This window comes from Evtepia gabavorous, assembly GCF_003425665.1.
Taxonomy (GTDB): domain Bacteria; phylum Bacillota; class Clostridia; order Oscillospirales; family Oscillospiraceae; genus Evtepia; species Evtepia gabavorous.
This window is the reverse complement of the sequence record NZ_QQRQ01000001.1, coordinates 301711-326093: the sequence shown is the minus strand read 5'-3', so window position 1 is coordinate 326093 and position 24383 is coordinate 301711. Positions and strand designations below refer to the sequence as shown.

At 54.1% G+C, this 24383-nt stretch carries 25 protein-coding genes and 1 other annotated feature; of the genes, 18 read left to right on the top strand and 7 right to left on the bottom strand.

Going from position 1 to position 24383, the window contains the following annotated elements:
- The 13 genes from folD (at position 1) to tyrS (ending at position 12618) form a co-directional block, all read left to right on the top strand.
- Complete coding sequence (gene folD / locus DV520_RS01520; protein WP_117141548.1) at positions 1-840, top strand: bifunctional methylenetetrahydrofolate dehydrogenase/methenyltetrahydrofolate cyclohydrolase FolD; 840 nt, start codon at positions 1-3, stop codon at positions 838-840.
- A gap of 146 nt (positions 841-986) precedes the next feature.
- Entirely contained in the window at positions 987-1358 is a 372-nt protein-coding gene (locus tag DV520_RS01515; protein ID WP_021919655.1) for an Asp23/Gls24 family envelope stress response protein, read from the top strand.
- Between the two features lie 184 nt (positions 1359-1542).
- Entirely contained in the window at positions 1543-2031 is a 489-nt protein-coding gene (gene nusB / locus DV520_RS01510; protein WP_117141547.1) for a transcription antitermination factor NusB, read from the top strand.
- A gap of 2 nt (positions 2032-2033) precedes the next feature.
- The gene (locus DV520_RS01505; protein WP_117141546.1) at positions 2034-2972 is read left to right on the top strand and encodes a tRNA (adenosine(37)-N6)-threonylcarbamoyltransferase complex transferase subunit TsaD; all 939 of its coding nucleotides are present in this window, start codon (positions 2034-2036) and stop codon (positions 2970-2972) included.
- A complete protein-coding gene (gene xseA, locus DV520_RS01500; RefSeq protein WP_242984617.1) occupies positions 2969-4189 on the top strand; it encodes an exodeoxyribonuclease VII large subunit in 1221 nt (406 codons plus the stop codon). Before DV520_RS01505 ends, xseA begins: the two co-directional genes overlap by 4 nt.
- Positions 4171-4404: an exodeoxyribonuclease VII small subunit gene (locus tag DV520_RS01495; RefSeq protein WP_021919651.1), complete on the top strand. Its 234-nt coding sequence runs from the start codon at positions 4171-4173 to the stop codon at positions 4402-4404. The genes xseA and DV520_RS01495 overlap by 19 nt, the downstream gene beginning before the upstream one ends.
- Before the next feature lie 5 nt (positions 4405-4409).
- Complete coding sequence (locus tag DV520_RS01490; protein ID WP_117141544.1) at positions 4410-5282, top strand: polyprenyl synthetase family protein; 873 nt, start codon at positions 4410-4412, stop codon at positions 5280-5282.
- A 35-nt stretch (positions 5283-5317) separates the two neighbouring features.
- Complete coding sequence (gene dxs / locus DV520_RS01485; RefSeq protein WP_117141543.1) at positions 5318-7171, top strand: 1-deoxy-D-xylulose-5-phosphate synthase; 1854 nt, start codon at positions 5318-5320, stop codon at positions 7169-7171.
- Entirely contained in the window at positions 7161-7976 is an 816-nt protein-coding gene (locus DV520_RS01480) for a TlyA family RNA methyltransferase (protein ID WP_117141542.1), read from the top strand. Before dxs ends, DV520_RS01480 begins: the two co-directional genes overlap by 11 nt.
- Complete coding sequence (locus DV520_RS01475) at positions 7973-8848, top strand: NAD(+)/NADH kinase (RefSeq protein WP_021919647.1); 876 nt, start codon at positions 7973-7975, stop codon at positions 8846-8848. The genes DV520_RS01480 and DV520_RS01475 overlap by 4 nt, the downstream gene beginning before the upstream one ends.
- A complete protein-coding gene (locus DV520_RS01470) occupies positions 8845-9306 on the top strand; it encodes an arginine repressor (protein WP_021919646.1) in 462 nt (153 codons plus the stop codon). The genes DV520_RS01475 and DV520_RS01470 overlap by 4 nt, the downstream gene beginning before the upstream one ends.
- 23 nt (positions 9307-9329) lie before the next feature.
- Positions 9330-11021 carry a DNA repair protein RecN gene (gene recN, locus DV520_RS01465; RefSeq protein ID WP_117141541.1) on the top strand — a complete coding sequence of 564 codons (1692 nt, stop codon included), beginning with the start codon at positions 9330-9332 and terminating at the stop codon, positions 11019-11021.
- A 45-nt stretch (positions 11022-11066) separates the two neighbouring features.
- Positions 11067-11327 (top strand) — a binding site (T-box leader).
- Positions 11328-11388: 61 nt separating this feature from the next.
- Positions 11389-12618, top strand: coding sequence for a tyrosine--tRNA ligase (tyrS, locus tag DV520_RS01460; RefSeq protein ID WP_021919644.1), 1230 nt, complete (start codon positions 11389-11391; stop codon positions 12616-12618).
- 52 nt (positions 12619-12670) lie between these two features.
- Here the strand turns inward: tyrS and DV520_RS01455 are convergent, their stop codons facing one another.
- The 5 genes from DV520_RS01455 to pheS form a co-directional block, all read right to left on the bottom strand.
- Positions 12671-13588 (bottom strand): DMT family transporter, encoded by a 918-nt coding sequence (locus tag DV520_RS01455; protein WP_242984616.1) that lies wholly within the window; start codon positions 13586-13588, stop codon positions 12671-12673.
- Positions 13585-14424, bottom strand: coding sequence for an AraC family ligand binding domain-containing protein (locus DV520_RS01450; protein WP_117141540.1), 840 nt, complete (start codon positions 14422-14424; stop codon positions 13585-13587). The genes DV520_RS01455 and DV520_RS01450 overlap by 4 nt, the downstream gene beginning before the upstream one ends.
- 153 nt (positions 14425-14577) lie before the next feature.
- Positions 14578-14826, bottom strand: a complete 249-nt coding sequence (locus DV520_RS01445; RefSeq protein WP_021919641.1) for an IreB family regulatory phosphoprotein — start codon at positions 14824-14826, stop codon at positions 14578-14580.
- A gap of 100 nt (positions 14827-14926) precedes the next feature.
- Positions 14927-17326, bottom strand: a complete 2400-nt coding sequence (pheT, locus tag DV520_RS01440; protein WP_117141539.1) for a phenylalanine--tRNA ligase subunit beta — start codon at positions 17324-17326, stop codon at positions 14927-14929.
- 17 nt (positions 17327-17343) lie between these two features.
- On the bottom strand, positions 17344-18369 hold the full coding sequence (pheS, locus tag DV520_RS01435; protein WP_117141538.1) for a phenylalanine--tRNA ligase subunit alpha: 1026 nt from the start codon (positions 18367-18369) through the stop codon (positions 17344-17346).
- Positions 18370-18736: 367 nt separating this feature from the next.
- Between pheS and DV520_RS01430 the strand changes: the two genes are divergently transcribed.
- The 5 genes from DV520_RS01430 (at position 18737) to DV520_RS01410 (ending at position 22718) form a co-directional block, all read left to right on the top strand.
- Positions 18737-19588 (top strand): NAD(P)H-hydrate dehydratase, encoded by an 852-nt coding sequence (locus tag DV520_RS01430; protein ID WP_117141537.1) that lies wholly within the window; start codon positions 18737-18739, stop codon positions 19586-19588.
- Positions 19589-19609: 21 nt separating this feature from the next.
- On the top strand, positions 19610-20227 hold the full coding sequence (locus DV520_RS01425) for a hypothetical protein (protein ID WP_021919637.1): 618 nt from the start codon (positions 19610-19612) through the stop codon (positions 20225-20227).
- A gap of 9 nt (positions 20228-20236) precedes the next feature.
- The gene (alr, locus tag DV520_RS01420) at positions 20237-21373 is read left to right on the top strand and encodes an alanine racemase (RefSeq protein ID WP_117141535.1); all 1137 of its coding nucleotides are present in this window, start codon (positions 20237-20239) and stop codon (positions 21371-21373) included.
- Positions 21374-21587: 214 nt separating this feature from the next.
- Entirely contained in the window at positions 21588-21953 is a 366-nt protein-coding gene (locus DV520_RS01415; RefSeq protein WP_117141534.1) for a type II toxin-antitoxin system PemK/MazF family toxin, read from the top strand.
- Positions 21954-22226: 273 nt separating this feature from the next.
- Positions 22227-22718, top strand: coding sequence for a hypothetical protein (locus DV520_RS01410; RefSeq protein ID WP_117141533.1), 492 nt, complete (start codon positions 22227-22229; stop codon positions 22716-22718).
- A 121-nt stretch (positions 22719-22839) separates the two neighbouring features.
- Here DV520_RS01410 and DV520_RS01405 read toward each other — a convergent pair whose 3' ends face one another.
- Both DV520_RS01405 and DV520_RS01400 read right to left on the bottom strand, forming a co-directional pair.
- A complete protein-coding gene (locus DV520_RS01405) occupies positions 22840-23049 on the bottom strand; it encodes a hypothetical protein (protein ID WP_021919633.1) in 210 nt (69 codons plus the stop codon).
- Positions 23050-23071: 22 nt separating this feature from the next.
- Positions 23072-24220, bottom strand: coding sequence for a nucleoside recognition domain-containing protein (locus tag DV520_RS01400; RefSeq protein WP_117141576.1), 1149 nt, complete (start codon positions 24218-24220; stop codon positions 23072-23074).
- Between the last annotated feature and the right edge of the window lie 163 nt (positions 24221-24383).

Here is a 24383-nt window from a genome sequence, read left to right as displayed (position 1 = left end):
ATGGCAACGATTCTGGATGGAAAGGCACTGGCGGAGCAGTGCAAGCAGGAAGTCAAAAAAGCAGCGGAAACCCTGGCCAGAAGACCTGGCCTGGCGGTGATTATTGTGGGCAACAACCCCGCCAGCCGTGTATATGTAAACAGCAAACGAAAAGACTGCGAGGAATGCGGCTTTTTCAGCGAGGAATACGCACTGCCTGAGGAGACAACGCAAGGGGAGCTCATTGCACTCATTGAGCAGCTGAACCAGCGGCAGGAAATCGACGGTATCCTCTGCCAGCTTCCGCTGCCCCAGGGAATTGACGAAGAGGCAGTTCTCATGGCCATCTCTCCAGAGAAAGACGTGGATGGCTTTCATCCGATGAATATGGGTGCTTTGCTGGTGGGGAAGGAAGGATTTTTGCCCTGTACCCCCTATGGCATTATGGAGATTCTAAAGGCATACCATATTGATCCAAAGGGGAAACAGTGTGTGGTCATCGGCCGGTCCAACATTGTAGGAAAACCCATGGCACTGCTGCTGCTGCAAAAACATGGCACAGTGACCATTTGCCACTCCCGTACCCAGAATCTGGCGGAGATCTGCCGCACCGCTGATATTCTGGTGGCTGCAGTGGGCAAGGTCAACGTGGTCACTGCGGATATGGTTAAGCCCGGCGCAGTGGTCATTGATGTGGCAATGAACCGCAACCAGGCAGGAAAACTCTGCGGGGATGTGGACTATCCTGCCGTGAAAGAAATTGTGTCCGCCATTACCCCTGTCCCCGGCGGCGTGGGCCCCATGACCCGGGCGATGCTGATGAAAAATACCCTGCTGGCCGCCCAGAAGCATCAGGCCTGATTTTTCCATGGATCGGAAAGAGGGACTTGCTCCCCGTCCAGGGATATGATATACTGTACCTTACAGTAGATGCTATCCTGCCATTCTTGGCACCGCAAAATAGGGTCTTCCGATCCAATCCTTTTCCACAACGGAGGAGAACAATAATGAGTGAAAGCAGAGAATACTACTCCCGCAGTGAGCCGTACGGGGACGTCTATATCTCCGAAGAGGTCCTGGAAATGATTGCTGGCGCCGCCGCCCTGGAGGTGGAAGGGGTGACAGGTCTTGCCGGCGGGACGATGAGTGAACAGCTCCTTGGCCGGAAAAAGCTCTCCAAAGGAATTACGATTCTTTGGGAGTCTGATAATATTACCATCAATGTATCCATTCAAATCCGCTATGGTGGAACCATTCCGGAGGTGGCCAGAAAGGTACAGGAGGCCATTGTCACCAGCGTGGAAGACACCAGCGGGCTCAAGGTGGCTGCTGTCAATGTCCGTGTGGGCGGCGTGACCTTCGAAAAACCGGAAGCTTGATGATTCCGTCCCCTTCGAGACCCACGGCAGATTCTGCCGTGGGTCTCTTTGTGCCGATGGGATAAAAAGTTTTCACAAAATCGGAACCAGAGGGCTTTCCTTTTTGCATATTCATGGATATAATGAGAAACAGAGACCGAGGTATTAAAACCGGTGGGAACTGCCCACCATGGAGGAACGAAACATGACCAGATCAGCCGCACGTGAAATTGCCATTCACTGCTCTTATTCCTTGGGATTTTCTAACCAATCTCCAGAGGAATTTTTGGAAGAACGGATGGACCGGGTTCATTTTCAACGTTGGGGAGAGGAGTCCCCTTTGTATCAGGATTATCCCAATGATAAACAGATGCAATACATCCGGGAAGTGGTCCGAGGGGTGGCCGAGCACGGGCCTGAATTGGACCAATATATTGCACAGTATTCAAAAAATTGGAACTTTGCCCGGATTCCCCTGACCGCTGCCGCCATTATGCGGGTGGCAATGTACGAAATTCTCTATATGCCAGAGATTCCCGCCGCCGCCGCCATCAACGACGCGGTGGAGATCGCCAAAAAATATGAGGACGAAAAAGTAGTCTCATTCATCAACGGGATCTTGGGGGCTTTTGTACGGGCGGAATTCCCTGAACAGGGTCGGCCCAAGGCCACTTCTGATCCAAAGGAGGCCTGAATATGGCCGGTGTACTGGGATTGGATACCAGCAACTATACCACATCCGCTGCTTGGTTTGATGGAACCGGGGGGGACAACACCGGAAAGCTGTTGGAAGTACCCCAGGGGGCCCTTGGCCTTCGGCAAAGTGAGGCGCTGTTCCAGCATGTGAAACGTCTGCCCGCCATTTTGGAAGATCTGAAAGCGGCAGATTTGCCTCGCGTCCTTACGGCCATCGGGGCAAGTACCCGGCCCCGGGAGGTAGAAGGGTCCTATATGCCCTGCTTTTTGGCGGGAGAGTCCCAGGGAAAGGCCATGGCATCCGTTCTGGAAGTCCCTTTTTACGCCTGCTCCCATCAGCAGGGACATATTGCCGCCGCGGCGTGGTCCGCGGGGAGAATGGATTTACTGGATCAGCCGCATTTGGTCTGGCATCTCTCCGGCGGCACGACAGAGTTACTGTACGTGGTGCCAGATGGCGCTATGGTGCAGGCGACCTGCATCGGCGGGACCTCGGATATTTCCGCCGGTCAGCTGATCGACCGAACCGGAAAGAAGTTGGGACTTCCATTTCCCGCGGGGAAAGCGGTGGACGAGCTGTCTCTTCAGGCCCGGGACAAGACGCACTTCCGTGTAAAAGTTTCGGACTGCACCTTTTCTTTCTCCGGAATCGAGAACAAAATGAACGCATTGGCGGAGGGCGGTACGCCGCCGGCAGAGGTCTGCTGGTATGTGTTGTCCTCCATCATTCAAGGGGTGGAAACCGCCACACAGCAAGCGCTGGTGCGCTATCCGGGGCTTCCCGTCCTCTGCGCAGGAGGGGTAGCTTCCAATCAGCTGTTGCGGCAGAGAATGACAAAAGCATGCGGAGCGGTGTTTGCGGAACCGCGGTTTTCCACAGACAATGCCATGGGGGTAGCCATCCTCACTTGGCGCATACACAGTAAGGAAGGATTATGACCGAACCTATCTCCGTCACTGCCCTCAACCAATATATCAAGGGACTGCTGGACCGGGATCGACTGCTGTCCCAGGTATTGGTCCGCAGTGAAATTTCAAATTATAAAGTGTATCCCTCCGGCCACCATTATTTTTCTCTGAAGGATGCCGAGAGCAGTATCCGCTGTGTAATGTTCCGGCGGGAAGCCGGAACCCTGCGATTTCGCCCGGAAAACGGAATGAAAGTGGTGGTGACAGGCCGGGTGTCCCTCTTTCCTCGGGACGGAGTTTACCAACTCTATTGCAGCCGGATGGTACCGGATGGAGTAGGGGAACTGGCGTTCGCCTTCGAGCAGCTGAAAAATCGGCTGTACCGGGAAGGTTTATTTGATTCTGCCCATAAGCAGCCCATCCCCTCCTTCCCCCATACCATTGCTCTGGTGACTTCACCAGCTGGCGCCGCAGTGCGGGATATGATTCGGATTTTAGGGACCCGCTGGCCACTGGCCGAGGTGTTGGTGGTACCGGTACGAGTCCAAGGGGAAGAGGCGCCGATGGAAATTTGTCAGGCGCTGGAACTAATCAACCTCTGTCACATGGCGGACCTGATTATTACAGGCCGGGGCGGCGGCACAATGGAGGACCTATGGGCTTTCAATGAGGAAGCCGTGGCACGGGCCATCTACCGGTCAGAAATTCCGGTGATTTCCGCCGTGGGACACGAACCGGATGTGACCATCGCGGACTTTGTGGCAGACCTGCGGGCCGCGACCCCCTCCAACGGCGCAGAACTGGCGGTTCCAGATCAAAGAGACCTGCGGGAAACTTTGGACCATTTGGAGGCGCGGCTCCAGAGCGCCATGGACCGGGCAATCCAACAACGGCGGGACCAGCTCCACCAGGTCCAGGGCAGTCCATTTTTACACTCCCCTCTGCGTTCTATTCAGGAAAAACGGCTGCTGTTGGACTATCATCAGCAGCGTTTGGCCCATGGGATGGAACGGCAGGTACAGCAGGCCAGACAGAACATAGGGCGTCTGGCGGCCTCTCTGGACGCATTGAGCCCCTTTCAGGTGCTCAATCGTGGATATTCCATCGCACAAGGGCAGGACGGCACAGTGGTCTCTGCGGTGGATCAGGTGACCCCTGGAGACGCCCTCTCCATCCGGGTTTCGGATGGCACGGTTTTCTGTACTGCAACGGGAAAGGAGAAACACCGATGGCAGAAAAAAAGATGACCTTTGAACAGGCAATGACTCGTTTGGAGGAAATTGTATCACAGTTGGAGAACGGTGAGCACACATTGGAGGATGCCCTCTCCCTGTATGAGGAGGGCGTAAAGCGGATGAAGCAATGTGTGAGCATGCTGGATAGAGCGGAACAAAAAGTGAGAAAGCTGCGCACCGATGAGAATGGGGAACTATCGGAGGTTCCCTTTGTGCCAGAGGAGTAAATCATATGGAGATCACAACGCAACTTCAAGTGGATCAGGTGCAAATTGAGGACGCTCTGCGCACCTATGCGGCAAAGTGGCCGGCCTACGGCGTTCTGAAGGACGCCATGTCTTACAGCTTATTGTCTGGGGGAAAACGGATTCGGCCGGTTTTGGTGCTGGAAATTTGCAAGCTCTTCGGCGGAACAGCCGAAGATGCATTGCCCTTTGCCTGCGGGTTGGAGATGGTGCATACATATTCCCTGATTCATGATGACCTGCCCTGTATGGATGACGATGATTTCCGTCGGGGTAAACCCACCAACCATAAGGTCTTTGGCCAGGCCAATGCGGTCTTGGCCGGAGACGCCTTGCTGACCACTGCCTTTGCCGTCTTGGCAGAGGCATCTCTGCCGGCGGAACGGGTCCAGCGGGGCATTGCCGCGCTGGCCAATGCTGCCGGCCCGAATGGAATGGTGGGAGGACAGGTCCTGGATCTTCTGGGGGAGGGAAACTCCCTGCAAGAAGAGGAAATCCTCGCCATTGAATCCCTGAAAACAGGATGCATGATAGAAGCCGCAGCCCGTTTGGGCGCCATTGCCGCAGGGAGCACGCCGGAGGAGGAAGCTGCGGCGGCTGCGTATGCGCGGAAGCTGGGCCTGGCGTTCCAGGTGCGAGATGACATTTTGGATGTGATGGGGGATGAGGGGGAGTTTGGCAAACCCATTGGCTCGGACCAAGCCAATCAAAAATCCACCTTTGTGGCATTAAAAGGGATTGCCGCCTGCGAAGCTTGGGTCCAGGAACTCACCCAAGAAGCCGTTGCTTTCTTAGCGCCCTTTTCCGGGCGTGAGTTTCTCTGCGAATTGGCCCACTTTTTAGCGAGGCGAACCAAGTGAACCCAATTGCAACGCTGTCCAAAGGAGGGGTTGATTTGAACCAAGGAAAGGAATACGGTTCCTTGGCTGGGATCAGTGATCAAGAGGCGGAAGAACTGTGCCAAGCCCTCCGTCAACGCGTCATTCAAGTTGTGTCACAGACCGGCGGGCACCTGGCATCCAATTTAGGTGCTGTGGAACTGACAGTAGCCCTCCACCGGGTTTATGACACCAGCAAGGACCGGTTGGTTTTCGATGTGGGGCACCAGTGCTACGTACATAAAATGCTGACTGGCCGCAACGGACGTATGGAGACGCTGCGGGCATTCGGCGGGATCGCCGGATTCCCCAAGCCATCAGAGTCCAAGCACGACGCCTGCATTGCCGGGCACGCTTCCACCGCGGTGTCCACAGCGTTGGGGATGGCGATTGCCCGGACACAACTGGGGGAGAACTACCGGGTCGTTGCGTTGCTGGGAGATGGTTCACTGACGGGCGGACTGGCCTATGAGGGACTGTCCATGGCAGGGCAAAGCGGGGAGCCGCTGGTGGTGATCCTCAACGACAACGGCATGTCCATCAACGCCAGTATGGGGGGGGTCGCCCAGCACCTGGCCAAGCAGCGTCTGAAGCCGCAGTATCTATGGGCCAAGGAAATCTACCGGAAAGTGATGCACGCCACGCCCCCAGGCAGGGCGCTTCACCGTGCCATCCATCGGATCAAGGAGGGAATTAAGGCCAGCTTACTCCCCTGTAGTATGTTCGAAAACATGGGATTCCAGTATATGGGCCCTGTGGATGGACATGATGTAAAGGGGCTGACCCATCTTCTCCGCTATGCATCCACCGTGGAGGGGCCTGTTTTACTCCATGTGAAAACGGTGAAGGGAAAGGGATTTCGTCCGGCGGAGAAAAATCCCGATGATTTCCACGGGATTGGTCCCTTCCAAAAAGAGAGTGGCGCGCTGTCCCAGGGCAGCAGCGGGGAAAGCTTTTCTGCACGCTTTGGCCGGGATTTGAGGGAGTTAGCGCGGAAAGACCCCAGAATTTGTGCCGTTACAGCAGCCATGACGGCAGGAACCGGACTGACGGATTTTGCCAAAGAGTTTCCGCAGCGTTTTTTTGACGTGGGCATTGCGGAGGAACATGCGGTCACGATGACCGCCGGCATGGCCAAGCAGGGGCTGATTCCGGTTTTTGCCGTCTACTCAACCTTTTTCCAGCGCGGTTACGATATGTTAATTCACGATATCGCCATTGACCATCTCCATGCGGTTTTTTGTGTGGACCGTGCCGGCCTGGTGGGGGACGATGGTGAGACCCACCACGGCCTGTTTGATCCGGGATTCCTCAAAACCATTCCAGGGATGACAGTCCTTTCTCCGGCCAGCCTGGACGAACTTACCGCGATGCTGGACCGGGCGGTCCATCACATCTCTGGACCTGTGGCGGTTCGTTATCCCCGGGGCGGGGAAAACCAATACCAGGCCAACCACAGTGACGGGGAGGCCTGCAGTCTTCGCTCCGGCCGCGACATCACTTTGGTCACATTTGGTACCCTAACTGGAACGGTTTTGGCGGTTGCAGATCGCCTGGCCAAGGACGGCGTTTCCGCGGAGGTCATCAAGCTCAACCAGATTATTCCTCTGCCCACAGACCCAATTTTAGCTTCTCTGCAAAAGACAGGACGTCTGCTCGTGGCAGAAGAATGCGTCTCCTTGGGTGGGCCAGGCGAGGGGATTTTGGCGGCGGCGGCAGCCCAGGGGCTCTCTCTGAAGGGGGCTACGGTCTGTTCCTGCGGAGAGGGCTTTGTCCCCCACGGAACCATTCCCCAACTGCGGGCTCTTTGCGGATTGGACGTGGAATCGTTATACCGGAAATCCCGGGAGGTCATGACATATGGCAGGTAAGAAGCGTTTGGATGTTTTACTCACGGAACGAGGATTGGCAGAGAGCCGGCAGAAAGCGCAGGCAATCATCATGGCCGGTCAGGTATTTTGGGAAGGCCGGCGGATGGACAAGGCTGGTGCTTCGGTCCCGGAAGAGGCCAACCTGGAAATCCGAGGACAAGCCCTTCGGTATGTGAGCCGGGGTGGCTTAAAATTAGAAAAAGCCATGGAGACCTTTGATCTACCCTCTTTGGTAGGCGCTGTGGCCATCGACGCGGGAGCCTCTACCGGAGGATTCACAGATTGCATGCTCCAAAATGGCGCGTCAAAAGTCTACGCGGTGGATGTAGGATACGGCCAGCTGGCCTGGAATCTTCGGCAAGACCCCAGGGTTGTCTGTATGGAACGCACCAATGTCCGTTATTTAACCAGCGAAGATATTCCAGACCCCCTGGATTTTGGAAGCGTTGACGTTTCCTTTATTTCGCTGCGCCTCATTCTCCCTGCCCTCCGGCCCCTGCTGAAGGAAACGGGTCAGCTGGTCTGTTTGATCAAGCCCCAGTTTGAAGCAGGGAAGGAGAAGGTTGGAAAAAAGGGGGTGGTCCGGGATAAGAAGGTCCACCTGGAGGTCTTGGAGCAATTTTTGCAGCATGCCGCGGCTTGTCAGTTTTATGTCAAAGACCTCACCTTCTCTCCCATCCGGGGACCAGAAGGAAACATTGAATATTTAGGTCACCTGACGGTGACAGAACAGCCCCCTTACTCTGGGGACTTGAAAGCTTTGGTGGAGGCGTCTCACCAACGATTGGAGGGAAATGAACCGTGAAAATTATCCTGTGTCCCAACCCTTTTCGTGACAAAGGATTAAAGGCTGCCAGAAGTACCGAACGTCTGCTCAGTGCCGCGGGTGTTCACACAGAATATTGCTTTCCCTTCCCAGTGGAAAAGTCCAACATTGGGGAGATTGATCCCGCAATCAAAATCAAAGAGATGAAAACGGAGCTGCCGGACGCGGATTTTCTGGTCTGTTTCGGCGGCGACGGGACCATTCTCCACGCGGCTAAGGATGCCAGCAGTTTTGGCGTTCCCATCGTGGGGGTGAACATGGGCAGTGTCGGGTTTATGGCGGAGTTGGAACAAGGAGAGCTTCTTCAGCTGACCCGTCTGATCAGCGGGGAGTACAGCCTGGAAAATCGGATGCTCCTGGACGTGCGGGTCATTCGGGAGGGGCGGGTGATCTTTCGAAGCACCGCACTCAATGACGCAGTTATCACGAAAGGAGCTGTCGCCCGTGTAATCGACTTACAAGTCTATGGAGATAAAATTCTGATTTCCAATGTATTTGGCGACGGCGTCATCTTGGCAACCCCCACAGGGTCCACCGCTTACTCCCTCTCTGCCGGAGGACCCATCGTGGAACCAACGGCGGAGAATATTATTATGACTCCCATCAGCGCCCATACCCTCCAGGCCAAGGCCATGGTTTTGGACAAAAACCGTCTCATTGATATTGTGGTTCCCAAGCAGAGCCGGAAAACCGCATACCTCTCTGTGGATGGGGGAAAAGCCTTTAAGCTCTTCTCTGGAGATACCGTGGAGGTCAGCCGTTCCCGCCGCTGCCTGTGCCTGGTAAAATTATCCGACAAAAGTTTCTACGAGATGATCAACCATAAGTTGGAAAGGAGGAGCCGGGCATGAAAGCCAGAAGGCAGGCGGAGATTCTTGCCATCATTCAGGAGTATGATATTGAAACCCAGGACCAACTGCTGGAAAAACTGCGGGAAAAGGGGATGAAATCCACCCAAGCCACCATCTCTCGGGATATCAAGGAGCTTCACCTGGTGAAAGAGCTCACAGGACGCAGCACCTATAAGTATGCCGTCAGTGAGCGGAAAACCTCCCTGAATGTGGCTGGACGCCTGAACAATATTTTTCGGGAAAGCGTTACCTCCTTTGACAGCGCCCAAAATATTGTGGTGCTGAAAACCATGCCTGGTCTGGCCTCGGCGGCTTGCTCTGCATTGGATGGGATGCACTTGCCCAATATGGTAGGCAGTTTAGCTGGGGATGACACCGCCATCCTCATCATGCGGACCACCCAGGATGCGGAAGAGCTTTGTCTGGAGATTGTAAAAATGTTGGAAAAGAATCCATAAGGATTGGAAAGGGGCGCTGGACCGTGCTTTCTTTGCTCCATATTGAAAATATTGCCCTCATTGACCAAGCCGATCTCTCTTTGGGGCCGGGATTCAATGTCTTGACCGGGGAAACCGGCGCTGGTAAGTCTATTATCATTGATGCCATCAGTGCCGTGCTGGGTGAGCGGACCAGCCGGGATCTCATCCGAACCGGGGAAAAGGCGGCACTGGTCACCGCGCTGTTTCAGTCCCTTCCCGAGCTGCCCTGGTTTCAGGAGAATGGCATCTTTCCCGATGCCAATGGAGAACTGCTTATCTCCCGAAAGATTCAGGCGGACGGAAAGAATCTCTGCCGGGTGGGGGGAATTCCCTGTACCGTAGTTCAGTTAAAGGCTCTGGGCAGCCAACTGATTGATATCCATGGGCAGCATGACGGTCAGCAGCTGTTGGATGAAGCCTGTCATTTGCAGTATCTGGACAATTTCGGCGGTCTGCACGCAGCCCTTACCAGTTACCAAGAGGCATACGAAAAACTGGATACCCTGCGCCGGGAGATTGCCTCTCTGCAAATGGATGAGGCGGAGAAAGCACGTCGGCTGGATATCCTTCAGTTTCAAATTGAAGAACTGGAACGGGCAGAACTCCGCCCGGGAGAAGAGGAAGAACTGGAGGCACGAAAAACCATCCTCCGCAGCGCAGACCAGCTGGTGGCCGCAGTGGAAGGCGCCTATGGGGCGATCTTTGGTGATGAGGATCGAGATGGGGCGGCCAGTCTCTTGGCAGAAGCGGAGAGCAGTCTCGCACCTGTCATGGACTTTTCCAGTGAACTCGCGCAAGTATCTGGAATCGTGGCGGATCTTCGTTATACGGCGGAAGACGCAGCGGAACGCCTACGGGATCTGCGCAGCAGCCTCGATTTTTCCCCCAGTGAACTGGACGCGGTAGAGAGCCGCTTGGATCAGCTCCACCGCCTGAAAAAGAAGTATGGTGCCTCTGTCCAGGAGATGCTGTCCTATCTCTCCCGAAGTAGACAGGAACTGGAACAAATTGAAATGGCAGATGATACCCTGCTCCAGTTGAAGAAAAAGAGAAAGGAGCAGTTGGCCAAAACCCGTGCGCAGGCAGAGATTCTCTCCGCGCAACGTCGAGAAACAGCGGAACGCCTGAAAGCCCGGATTGAGGAGGAGCTTCGCCAGCTGGACATGCCAAAGGTTCGCTTTCAGGTGGAGTTTTCTCAAAAACCTGGAAAACTGGGGCTGGATGAAACTGGTATGGACGAGGTCCGCTTTCTCATGTCCGCCAATGTGGGGGAGAACCTCAAGCCGATCGCCAAAGTGGCCTCTGGGGGAGAATTGAGCCGGATTATGTTGGCGCTGAAAAATGTTTTAGCGGAAAACGATCAGATTATGACCCTTATCTTTGACGAGGTAGACACCGGCGTCAGTGGTCGGGCCGCTGGAAAAGTGGCGGAAAAAATGAGCCGTCTCTCTCAACGTTGTCAGGTTCTTTGCGTGACGCACCTGGCCCAAATCGCGGCGATGGCGGACAGCCACTACGCTGTTCGAAAAGAGGAAAAAGAAGGTCGAACCTTTACCAATGTGGAAACGCTGGACCGACAGGGACGAAAAGAAGAACTGGCCCGGCTGACCGGCGGCACCCACCTGTCTACCGCCATCTTAGAGGGGGCAGAAGAACTGCTGCGGGAAGCAGAAGCCTTCAAGAATGGCCGTTGACAAACAGGAGAAAATGGTGTAGAATCCATAGCAATGAAACACTCTGCCACTGTGATGAAGGGAAGAAGTAGCCTGCGTGCCTGCTGCACAGAGAACCCCTGGTTGGTGAAAAGGGGAGAGCGCCGCCGGTAAAGTTACCTCCTGGAGCAGCTGCCTGAACCTCCTATCCTCTGGGGAGAAGTAGGGTATGTCGGGAGCGCCCGTTATCGCGCAGGAGGTTTGACCGGAAACCGTCAGACCCGCTGAGGCCTCTTTCGTGAGAAAGGGGTAAATAGAGGTGGTACCACGATATTTGTCGTCCTCTGTCATGATCCATGACAGGGGACGTTTTTTCTTCCCCTGTTACATTGAGAAAAGGAGAATTGTCATGCAGATCTATGAAGAACTGAAAGCTCGCGGCTTAATCGCCCAAGTGACGGATGAAGAGGAAATCCGAGAGCTGGTCAACACAGGAAAGGCCACGTTTTACATTGGATTCGATCCCACGGCGGACAGCCTGCATGTGGGGCACTTTATGGCGCTGTGCCTGATGAAGCGTCTACAAATGGCGGGCAACCGTCCCGTGGTTTTGGTGGGCGGCGGCACCGGATATATCGGAGATCCTTCGGGGCGCACCGATATGCGTTCCATGATGACCCCGGAAACCATCCAGCACAACTGTGACTGCTTCAAAAAGCAGATGGAGCGGTTTATCGATTTCGGAGAGGGAAAGGCCATTATGGTCAACAATGCCGATTGGCTCCTGAAGCTCAATTACATTGATCTTCTCCGTGACGTGGGTGCCTGTTTCTCTGTCAACAACATGCTCCGGGCTGAGTGCTATAAGCAGCGGATGGAGAAGGGCCTGTCCTTCCTGGAATTTAACTACATGATTATGCAGTCCTATGACTTCTACCATCTCTTCCAGGAATATGGATGCAATATGCAGTTCGGTGGCGATGACCAGTGGTCCAATATGCTGGGGGGAACGGAGCTCATCCGGCGGAAGCTGGGAAAGGACGCCTATGCAATGACCATCACCCTTCTGATGAATTCCGAGGGCAAGAAGATGGGGAAGACCGCCTCCGGTGCGGTCTGGCTGGACCCCCAAAAAACCTCCCCCTATGAATTTTACCAGTATTGGCGCAATGTGGGCGATGCAGATGTGCTCAAATGCATTCGAATGCTGACCTTCCTCCCGCTGGAAGAGATCGACAAGATGGACGCTTGGGAGGGCGCACAGCTGAATACCGCCAAGGAGATTTTGGCCTATGAGCTGACCAAGCTGGTCCACGGGGAGGAAGAGGCCAACAAAGCCCAGGAAGTGGCTCGTGGTCTCTTTGCCAAAGGAGGGGATACTGCGAACATGCCCTCTACCGCCCTGTCCGCCGAAGATCTGACCGACGGTTCCATCGGCATTTTGGACTTGATGCTTCGCTGCGGTCTGGTTCCTTCGAAAGGGGAAGCCCGTCGCTTGGTACAGCAAGGGGGCGTGGAAGTTGCCGGAGAAAAGGTAAAAGAGATTTCTGCAGCTTTCACCGCAGAGCAGCTCTCTGGAGAGGGGCTGGTCATCAAGAAAGGAAAGAAGGTATTCCACCGGGCTTATCTGGCCTCTTGATCTCGTCGGAAAACAACGTGTCCCAGACCTGCATTTCTGGGACACGTTATTTTTATACCTGCATATTTTGTTTTGGCTGAGAGAGCGCCTTGCCTTTGTACTCTGACAAAAGGAGACCAACAAAGGTACAGCCGATGCCCACCCCAGACAACGGTGTAATGGTCTCGTGGAGAATCAAAACAGAGGTAATAACGGTAATCACCGGGACCATATAGATATAGACGCTGGTTTTTAGAGCGCCTAAAATCTTTACTGCAAAATTCCAAGTGACAAAACAGAGGGCGGAGGCGCCCAGGCCCAAAAAGAGAAGATTGACCAGGTTGGTGGGGATGGTCAACCGCTCCAATCCAAGCCGAAAATCAAAGAAGAATAGGGTAGGGAGCATAAACAGGATGCCATAAAGAAAAACGCGGCGGGTAATCAGAACGGTGGGATATCCCCAGGCGCTGATCTTCCTGGTTAAAATAGAATAGCAGGCCCAAACAAAAGCCGCCAGCAGGGCCAGCCAATCCCCCTTGGGATTCCAGGCCAACTGGGCTCCATTGAAACTGATCAGGCAGATTCCCACGATCGCCACCAGAAAACCTAAAAAGAAATGGAGCCGCAGTTTTTCTTCTCCCCGCAAAAACCAGTGGGTGAGGATAGCCGTCAGAAAGGGCGCAACGGAGAGAATGACCCCCACATTGGACGCCATGGTATATGTAAGCGCGATGTTTTCCAGCAGATAGTACAAGCAGATTCCGCACAATCCAGCGGCAGCCAACGTCAGCTCCTGTTTCGGGGAGGTTCCCTTTATTCTCCTGGGGCAGACCAAGAACAACGCCGCCGCCCCCAAAAGGAATCGGAACAATAGAATTTCGATCGGCTGAAAATCCTTCAGCAAAATTTTTGTAGAGATAAAGGTCGTTCCCCAAATAAAGATTGTAAGTAAGGCGGCCAGATGCCCAGGGGTGGTGCGGTCAAATTTCACAGATTTGTGCCTCCTTTGTGCGCCTGCTCCCGGAATATGTCCCGATAGGCACCGGGAGAAAGACCAATGAACCGGCTGAAATAGTTCGTAAAATGACTTTGATCAGAAAATCCCGCCTGAAGTGCGGCCTCTGCGGGAGAGATTCCCTGCTCCAATAACTTTTTCGCGGCTTCAACACGAATATTCTCCAAGTAATGGTAAGGCGTGACACCTTTGGACTTGGTAAAAGCCCGTAAGAGAGTAGATTTGCTCAAGCCGATTTGGTGACAAATCTGGCTCAGGGAAAGCCGCTGCGCAAAGTTTTCCTCCATAAAAGTACAGGCCGTTTCCACCTCCCTACGGCAATCGGACAGGGCAGGGGGAAGGGGATGGTGATACCGCCGCATCAGCTGGGTGAGCAACAGGAGAAAGTATGCTTCTTTTTCAAAGGTTCCCGTCTGCTCCAGAATCATTTTGTGGAGCAGACGGAAAGCACTGGTGATATCCTCGTCCTGAATGACAACAGAAGAAAATCTGGGGCGGGATTTCTCCCCTAAAATGTCTTCTGCCAAAATTTCCATCCGCTCAGGGGAAAGGTTACATGCCTTGTAGTCTAGCATCTCCGGCCCACACTGGGTACAGGCGTGGCTATCCCCAGGATTGAGCAAAAGAAGGGAACCCGGCCGGAGAAGATATGTCTGCTGTCTGCAGGAAAGCCGCCTGGTGCCAGACTCAACAAGTCCGATGACATAATACCCGTGAAAATGGTTGGGAAAGGGCCGCTGGGTTCCTTGCAGGCGGTATGCCTCTATTTGCAGAGATTCATCATAGACAGCAGTCCGAACTGTTTGTTTCATAGAAAAAGCCCCTCCTTAGATGCCTGTGTCCTTATTGTAACACAAAGGCTGAGCAGGCGGCTTGTAAAATATCTTCTTTTTCTACGACATCTCCAACAAAAACGTCCCCTGTTGCCTTAAGACAACAGGGGACGTTCTCTCCTATCACACGGGTTAGCTGGTCAAATATTGACGAACCAACTCCTGCAGCAGTTCATCCCGATCCAGCTTTCGAATCAACGTGCGGGCGTTATTATAGTTCGTGATATAGGTGGGATCCTCCGACAAAATATATCCGACAATCTGATTGATCGGATTATATCCCTTCTCCTTCAAAGCGTCGTAGACAGCCATGAGCGTTGCTCTCATCTCTTCGTTGCGGTCTTGGACCACCTGAAATTTTCGGGTAAATTCAGAATCCATTGGTATCCCCCCAATCACGAGAATCATAATTTATCAAATACATCATACTCCTCAAACGGGAGAAAGTAAAGGGGAAAAAAGTTAAAAACAGGAAATTTTTTCACCGTAAGGTAGCGCCAAAGGCTTTTTCCAGGCTTTCCAGAACAAGTTTTACCTCATCGTCCGCCTCCTGCGCGGTCAGGCTTCGGTCGTCAGCCCGCAGGATCAAATTAAAGGCCACGGATTTCTTCCCTGTCGGCAGGTTACTCCCCTGATAGATATCGAAGAGGGTAACATCTTTCAAAAGACCCTTCGCTGCGGTGCGGATGCAGGCCTCCAGCGCACCCACTGTGGCTCCCACATCCACAAGGACAGCAATGTCTCGCGTGACTGCGGGGAACTTAGGCAGAGGCGTGTACTCCGGGTCAGAGCCCCGGCTGGCAAACAGAGCGTCGAACTTCAATTCCCCATAGTACAGTTCTGTGTCCACACCATAGTTGGCGGCCACCAACGGATGGATCTGTCCCAGAATTCCCACTTCCTGTCCCTTTACATAGACCTTGGCACAGCGGCCTGGGTGATAGGACGGGTGGCTGTGCTCAGCCTCATAGGTAACCTCTTCCGCCCGGATACTGGCCAGGATGGTTTCCACCGCACCTTTTAAGGTGAAGAAGGTTTCTTCCGGGCCATAGATCCCCAGAGAGAGCATTTTGGGTTCGTCGGCCATCCCATCCTCCCGCTCAAAATAGGTGCGTCCCAGTTCATAAAGATGGGCAGATTTATTGCGGTAATTGTAGTTCCGGGTGAGAATTTCCAACATGGAGGGCAGAACTGTGGTCCGCATAATGGAGGTGTCCTCTCCCAGGGGATTCATAATTTTCATGGACTTGCGTAAGGGATCGTTTTCGGGGAGGCGAATCTTATCATAATAAGTGGGGCTAATGAAAGAATAGGTGATGATTTCATCATACCCCATTCCCCGGCAGACGCCGCCCAACGTCCGCTCCAGCAGCTGCTCCGGGCTGTATCCGCCCTGGGTTGTGACACCGCGCATAGAGGTAGTGGGAATCTGATTGTAGCCATAAAACCGTGCCACTTCCTCCGCCAGATCGGAATAATGCTCCACGTCTCCACGCCAAGACGGAACGGTGATGGTCTCTCCCTCCGCGCCAAAGCCCAAGGCAGTGAGAATCCGAATCATTTCCGGCGTGTCGATCTCTGTCCCCAGCAGAGCATTGATTTTTTCTGGACGAAGAAGCAGCTGCTTAGGCTGGGGAACATAGTTGAGAAGATCAATGACCCCGTCCAAAACCTCGCCTGCGCCCAGACGTTCCACAAGCTCACAGGCCCGGTTGACTGCGGGAAGGGTATTGAGGATATCCAATCCCTTCTCAAATTTTGCCGAGGCCTCCGTCCGCATGCCCAGGGCCAGCGCGGTCCGGCGGATGGAGGTTCCATTGAAATTGGCAGATTCAAAGACCACGTCTACCGTGTCCTCTACAATTTCACTGTTCTCACCACCCATGATCCCGGCCAGTCCCACCGCCCGGTGTTCGTCGGCGATGACCAACATAGAGGAATTTAGGTTGCGTACATTGCCATCCAGGGTGGTGAGGGTCTCGCCCTCTTCCGCCCGTCGGACAATGATTTTTCCTCCTTTGACATAACGATAGTCAAAGGCATGCATGGGCTGGCCATACTCCAGCATGACGTAGTTGGTGATGTCTACAATGTTGTTGATGGGCCGCACTCCGGAGGCCCGGAGGCGATCCCGCATCCACTTAGGGGAAGGCCCAATCTTAACATTGCGGACCATTCGTGCGGTATACCGGGGACAGAGATCTGTGGCAGGAATTTCCACATCCAACAGATCAGAAAGATTGCCCGGTCCGCCGCCGTTCACCACAGGGTCGTGCAGGGTCAGCGCCTTGCCATAGGTCACCGCGGCCTCCCTGGCAAGCCCAATCACGGACAGACAATCCGGCCGGTTGGGAGTGATTTCAAACTCCACCACGTGGTCGTCCAGCCCAATGGCAGTGCGGATATCATCGCCTGGCTTCAATCCCTTGGCCTTTAGGTCGGGGTCCGATTCCAATAGAAAAATCCCGTCTACCACACTGTACGGCCAGTCGTTGTCCGTCATGCCCAGTTCCTTATAGGAGCAGAGCATGCCATTGGACTCCACTCCCCGGAGTGTTCCCTTTTTTATATGGATTCCCCCGGGCAGGGTGCTGTTATCTTTGGCCACCGGGACCAAGTCCCCCTGGGAAACGTTCTGTGCCCCTGTGACAATTTGAAGGGGAGTGCCTTCTCCCACATCCACCTGACAAATCCACATGTGATCGGAGTTTTCATGGCGCTTGATCTCCACCACGCGGCCAACCACCACGTTGGAAATTTCTTCCCCTTCTACCTCTGTAACCTCCACCTTGGAGCCGGAGAGGGTCATATCCTCGGCAAAAGCCCGGTCTTTGGCCTCCACGGGGACAAACTCATTCAGCCATTTTCTTGACAGTAACATCGTAGCACTCTCCTTTCTTAAAACTGCTCCAGGAAGCGGACGTCGTTTTCAAAAATCAAGCGCAGGTCAGCAATCTTAAACCGGCGCATTGCCATGCGCTCCAGCCCCATGCCGAATGCCCAGCCTGAATAGACTTCGGGATCAATGCCGGACATCTCCAAGACCTTGGGGTGGATCATCCCGGCACCCAGTACCTCAATCCAGCCCTCTCCCTTGCAGGTGGGACAGCCTACACCGCCGCATTTATGGCACTGGACATCCATCTCACAGGAAGGCTCTGTAAAGGGGAAGTGGTGGGGACGGAACCGGGTTTTGGTGCCTGCTCCATAGAGCTGCTCCATCACAGCGTTCAAGGTTCCCTTCAGGTCCGCCATGGTAATGTTCTTATCAATCACCATGCCCTCCACCTGGTGGAACATAGGGGAATGGGTGGCATCTACCTCATCCTTCCGGTATACCCGGCCAGGGGCCAAGATGCGGATGGGGAGAGGCTTGGTCTCCATGGCATGGACCTGCATGGGAGAGGTCTGGCTGCGGAGCATCACCCGACTGTCCTGATCGAAATAGAAGGTATCCGACCAGTCTCGGGAAGGATGGCCCTCCTCTGCGTTCAGACGGTCAAAATTGTAGTATGCCAATTCCACTTCCGGGCCATCCAGAATGGTAAAGCCCATCCCTACAAAAATGTCCTTGATTTCGTCCAGGGCAATATACATGGGGTGCTGATGTCCCAGCTTGGTCCGTTGACCAGGGATGGTTACATCCACCGCCTCTGCTTCCAGGCGGGCCTCCAGCTTAATTTCCTCAATCTTTTTTTTCTGGGCGTCAATCTCCGCGGTCAGTCTTTCCCGCACTTCATTGGCCAGCTGACCAATGACAGGGCGCTCTTCCGCGCTGAGCTTTCCCATCTGCTTGAGCACAGCGGTGAGTTCTCCCTTTTTGCCCAGGTATTTGACCCGAAGTGCCTCCAAATCCACCGATTCCTTGGTGACGGCCAAGGCGGCCAAAGCCTCTTGTTTGATCTTTTCCAGTTGTTCCTTCATTCTGCTTCCTCCCAAATAAAAAAGCCCTTCCTCCCGTAAAAACGGGACGAAAGGCAACATTCTTCCGCGGTACCACCCGAACATTCGTACAGAAACCCATACGCACTTCATTGTCTGATAACGGTGGACCAACCGCCGGCGTATTTCCCCGCCGAAACTCCAGGGCGAACCAAGCAGCCGTTTCCCGGAACGGCTTTCAGCCGATGACCGTTCCTCTCTGATGGCAGTGGGTCTGCTATTTTCCCCTTCCTTGTCTTTCACAGTGACGCAAGTTTACCATAAAAAAGGTTGAAATGCAAGGAGGAAAATCCTATAATAGGGGGCAGAATTGCATAAAAAATGATTTTTGGTCGGGGAGGGCACCGCCATGGTCCAGGTAACACGAGAATTTGTCCATCACTGCCTGCCCGTGCGGAAACGGGACGGACACAAGGGAACCTTTGGAAAGGTGCATATTTTGGCAGGCAGCGTGGGGCTGACCGGCGCGGCTGCGCTCACCGCCGCCGCCGCAGTTCGCACAGGCTCTGGTCTGGTATCTCTGTCGGTTCCTCCAGAGATCTGGCCCGTGTTGGCAGTGAAATGCCAGGAGGCTATGCCGGCTCCTGTGGCGCGATTTGAGATTCTTCTGGAAAATATGAACCAATGCAACGGGGTTCTCATTGGACCGGGCTTGGGCAGAAGCCGAAAGACGGATGTGCGCACCTGTCATTTGGTGGAGCGGCTTCAGACCCCGCTGGTTTTGGATGCCGATGGTATAAACGCGGTGGCAGAACATATAGATGTTCTGGACACCAGGCGTGGCCGTCTGACGGTCCTGACCCCTCACGATGGGGAATTTCTCCGGCTGAGGCAGGGGAAGGCCATTGGCCCTGATCGTGAGGCCGCTGCTTTGGCGTTTGCCCGTCAGCACGGCTGCGTGTTGGTGCTGAAGGGGCACCGAACCATCACCGCCTTTCCCGATGGGGAGACCTTTGAAAATACCACAGGAAACCCCGGTATGGCCAAAGGCGGCAGCGGAGATGTGTTGGCGGGAATGATTCTCTCCCTGCTGGGGCAGGGAATCCCGCCCAAAAAGGCAGTCCCGTCAGCGGTTTGGCTCCATGGCGCGGCAGGGGATCTGGCAGCAGCCTCCTTTGGAGAGTATGGAATGACCCCAAGTGACCTTCTCCAGAACATCCCGGCCGCTATCCAGGGGGCCATGTCGTTCCCGGTGGACTAAAACCACAAGGAGGAACTTCCTTTGCGCATGAAATTGTTTTGCGCACCCATTGTTTGTCTGCTTTTGGCCGCACTCTTGGGAGGATGCAGCAAAACTGAGTCAGAAAATGATCTGGCCCTTCAGCTGCGGTCCGATTTCTTGGCGATGGACGGCTGTTCCGGTACCATGGATGTGACGGCGGACTATGGCCAGCGAGTATATGAATATACCGTCTCGTTTTCCAGCACCCAGAAAGACGGCATGACCTTGGTCATCACCGCACCGGAGGAGGTTGCCGGCATCACAGCAACGGTGGAAAATGGCCAGACCTTCCTGAAGTTTGACGGCGTGCAGCTGGAAACCGGTCCCCTCAACGCAGATGGACTATCTCCCTTGGACGCTTTGCCAGCGTTCATCGCCGCCATGCAATCTGGTTATATCGCGGAGACAGGAAGCGAGATGTTGGGAGAGACCGAGACCCTCCGCCTCTGCTGCCGAGAGCCAGAAAAGCCCGCAGGAGAGGGGCTGGAGACCGTGTTATGGTTTGATAAAGCACAGAAAACCCTTCTACGGGGAGAACTCCGCAGCGATGGAACCACAGTGGTTCGATGTGAGTTTTCTGCCTTTATAGTAACAAAATCCACAACAGAGAAAGGATAGTGTGGTACAATGGAATCACAAAAGAAACGGACTTGGGCTGAGGTATCCATGGAAAAATTGGCCCACAACTACCACGCGCTGCGTCAGTTGACTCCTTATGGAACCAAGTTTATGGGGCTGGTTAAGGCAGATGCCTATGGCCATGGCGCTGTCCCTGTGGCAAAGAAGCTGGAAGAGTTGGGGGCGGACTATTTGGGGGTCGCCTGCTTGGACGAGGCGATTGAACTTCGGGAGGCGGGAATCCAAGCGCCGATCCTGATCCTGGGATGTACCCCTTCCTTCTATGGGAAAGAACTCATGCAGTATAACATCACCCAGGCCTGCTACGACCTGTCCTATGCCAAAGCCCTTTCTGCCGAAGCCCAGAGCGCGGGAGGAACCATTACAGTCCATATCCAATGTGACACCGGCATGACCCGGTTGGGCTTTTTGTGTGACGAGGCCCACATGACACAGTCTGCCCAGGAGATTACGGAAGCGGTCAGACTTCCTGGTCTTCATGCCGAGGGAATCTTTACCCATTTCTCCGATTCCGACGGCAGTGAGGAATACACCATGATGCAGTTTAACCGGTTCCTGGATATCATACAAAAGGTGAAGGAACTGGGCTATGAATTTGCCATCCGTCACTGTGCCAACAGCGCGGCTACGCTCCTGTATCCGGCCACATATCTGGATATGGTCCGCCCGGGCATTGTCCTCTATGGCCATTTTCCAGACCGTACAATGGACCCCGGTCTTTGCGACCTGGTCCCCGTACTGGAACTGAAAAGCCGTGTCGCCACCGTTCGGACAGTCCCTGCCGGAACCCCGGTGAGCTATGGGCGCACCCACACACTCCAGCGGGACTCCCGCTTGGCAGTGATTCCCATCGGCTATGGGGATGGATATTGCCGGGGCTTTTCCAACCGGATTACTGTACTTCTCCATGGAAAAAACGTCCCTGTGACGGGCAGAATCTGCATGGATATGTGTATGGTGGATGTTACGGACCTGCCCGATGTCAAAGAAGGAGACGTGGCCATCCTCTACGGCAGTGATCAGACAGGAAGCCAACCTGTGGAGGCCGGCGCCGAAATCATGAACACCATTTCTTATGAGCTGCTTTGCGTTCTTACCAAACGAATTCCCCGCATCTATCTGTAACCGACACGGTTCCCGAAAAAGAACCGTCTGCATAGGATAGAGCAAGGGAAGGAGACGGAGCATGGATCTACTCCGTTCTGGCCAGAGGCGGTGACTTTTTTCCCCCTTGGGGTATAAAGGCCGCCTGTCCGTGGGAGAATCATAGTAACCGCGTTACATAGGATAAGATATCCATGTAACGCAGGATTCTACTTCCGGCGGAGTGTGAGCTTTTGTGGATAATAGCGTAAAGCGTGGAGATATCTTTTATGCTGACCTGAGCCCAGTGGTGGGCAGTGAACAAGGGGGCGTTCGTCCGGTGCTCATCGTGCAGAATGACACCGGCAACCGCCACAGCCCGACTGTCATCGCGGCAGCCATCACCTCCCAAACCGGGAAGGCAAAGCTGCCCACGCACATTGAATTGGCGGCCCGGCAGTTCGGTTTGCCGAAGGACTCCGTGATCCTGTTGGAACAGATTCGGACCCTGGACAAAAAACGCCTGCGGGAACACATGGGCCGGGTAGACGGCCCCATGATGCACCGGGTAGACGCTGCCATCGCTGTGAGCTTTGGACTGCATCCAGATACTCTCGTCTAAACAAGTGGTTACGGGCATCCCGGCACAATGTTTGCCGGGAACGCCCGTCACGCAAGACCGTTTGTACAAAAAACTTGTACTTACTGTATCATCCCTTGAATGTCTTCGTGTCAGGATATTTAGGGGATGATAGGAAAGGGCCCTTGGGAGTCTTCCCAAGGGCCCTTTCAACTTATTAGTTAATATAATATGTCGCATATTAAAACCTCTTTTTGTTTTTATATTTATCTTTCGACAAATATATGCTAACATAACTAAAAAGGAGGTGATTCTATGCGTATTGTCTCAATCTTTCTCGCCACTCTTGTTCTGATCTTCAGCCTGTCCGCCTGCCAAATTGTAAACGAAGAGGAACTGGCGACCATTCGGGAGGAAGGGTACCAGCAGGGGAAAGAAAGCGCGGAAAGGGATTCTGCCTCGGCACTTTCCGCACAATATGACGCTGGGCACGAAGAAGGCTACCAAGCAGGCTATCAAAAAGGTCGGGAGGACGGGCTAAAGGAGGCCGCACAAAAAGCCAAAGCGGACAAAGCAAAGGAGGAAAGCAAGCCCCAATCCAAAACCAGCACAGCAGCATCTTCCAGCGGGAACAGCACAACCACCAGTCAGGGGACGCAGACCGCCACAGTATATGTGACAGATACTGGGTCCAAATACCATCGATATGGCTGCCGGTATCTCCGGGAGAGCTGCCACGCGCGGACGCTTTCGCAGGCCAAGGGGCAAGGCTATACGGCTTGTTCCGTTTGCAACCCACCGGCATAAAGTGCTTCCTGTTTTTCGCATAAAAATAAGGCATGCCAATAGGCCATGCCTTATTTTTATGCATTACAGTACTGGCAGCAAGCTGTCATGGTTTGTTTCATAGCAAAAGGTCGTCGCCCTCTTATAAGGTAAAGTCCTTCCCATCCAGATGGCAAAAATCCGGTGTGACCGGCCGGGGCGGCACCCGTTTCAGCGGGTCATATCGAAACGCAGAACAGGCTCCTGCCAGAGGGATCACGCCCTTTTTCTTGCAGAGGACGGTATCAGGTGTAACGGCTTTTCCCCGTTGGCAGTAGGAACAACTGGGCTCGATTTTTTTTACAAACAACATCGGGGATTTCCCTCCCTGTTTTTTACGGTATGCGTTTATTATAGCGGGTGCTTTTTGACTTTTCCACTCTTTTCTGGTCGAAGAAGAAAAAATAGATACCAGCCATTCCCCAAAGGGCCAGAACTTCCTGTCCAAGCAGGCTGGGGGCCGCCAAAGGCGTGACGGGGGCCATGGCAGGCAGCGAGAGGGGAAAAAGCAGCGTCGCCAGAGCCGTTATACCAGCGGAAAGGAGGCCATGCAGAAATTTAGCGCGGAGATAGGGCCCGGATGGTACCCCGGCCTCCCGCCAAAAGGGCAGAGACTGGCAGTGTACTGACAGACCACCCCATCCCAAGATAAACGCCGCCAGAGGCAGCGACAAAGGGGAAGATACCCCATCCCTTATGGCCGCGGTACCTGTGGAAAGCTCCATAAGGCCAACACAAAAACTCCGGCACAAAACAGGGGCGTTTTCTCCAGGAAGCAAACTGGAAAGTACGTTGACCAGAAAGGGCAACAGGCCGGAACAATCTGCCAATCTGGTCAGAACCGAAAAGAGAATCACATAGGCACAGACCCCCAGGGTAGAGGAAAAAGCATTGCGGACACACTGGGGAAATTCTGTTGTCAGAGGAGAGTGGGCGGGCCGCTCCCTTTTCCTCGTTTCCTCTTGGGCAGTCTCCTTGCCGAAAACATGGAACAGGATACCCAGCAATACGGCCGCTGTCAAATTTGCGCCCAACAGGAGAAATCCCGCCTCCTTCGCCCCAAAAACGCCCACTCCAGCGGCACCAATAAAAAAAGCAGGGCCGCAGTTATTGCAAAAAAGGGAGAGCCGCCGGGCCTCCGTCTGGGAACACTCCCGCCGCTGTACCAGCTGTGCAACGGTTCTGGCTCCCACGGGATAGCCACCAATCAAGCCAAGGCTGAGTGCGGCTGCACCGGCACCCCCGACACCAAACAAAGGCCGCATGAAGGATTCCAGCGGACGAGCACAGAGCCCAGCCAGGCCGGTGGAGATCAAAAGAGAGGAGAGCACAAAAAAAGGAAACAGAGACGGGATCAGCACATCCACACAGAGGGAAATCCCCTCCCGCGCCGCTGCGACGCTCTCCTCTGGAAAGAGAAAGAGGAGCAGGCCCACAAGGAGCAGGCCCGCGCCTTCTATCATTGCTCGTCCATGCTTTCTCATAGGACACCTCCTGCGCGTGGTTCTAAAGGGTATGCATTTGGACGCCAATTCTTGCCTGTCCCCCCCCTTGCGTCATGGAACAAGATCCGCTATAATAGACCCAATAAACTGGAAATGGAGATTCCCAATGAAGAAAAAGCTTTCTTTTTTCTTGGCTTTTTTG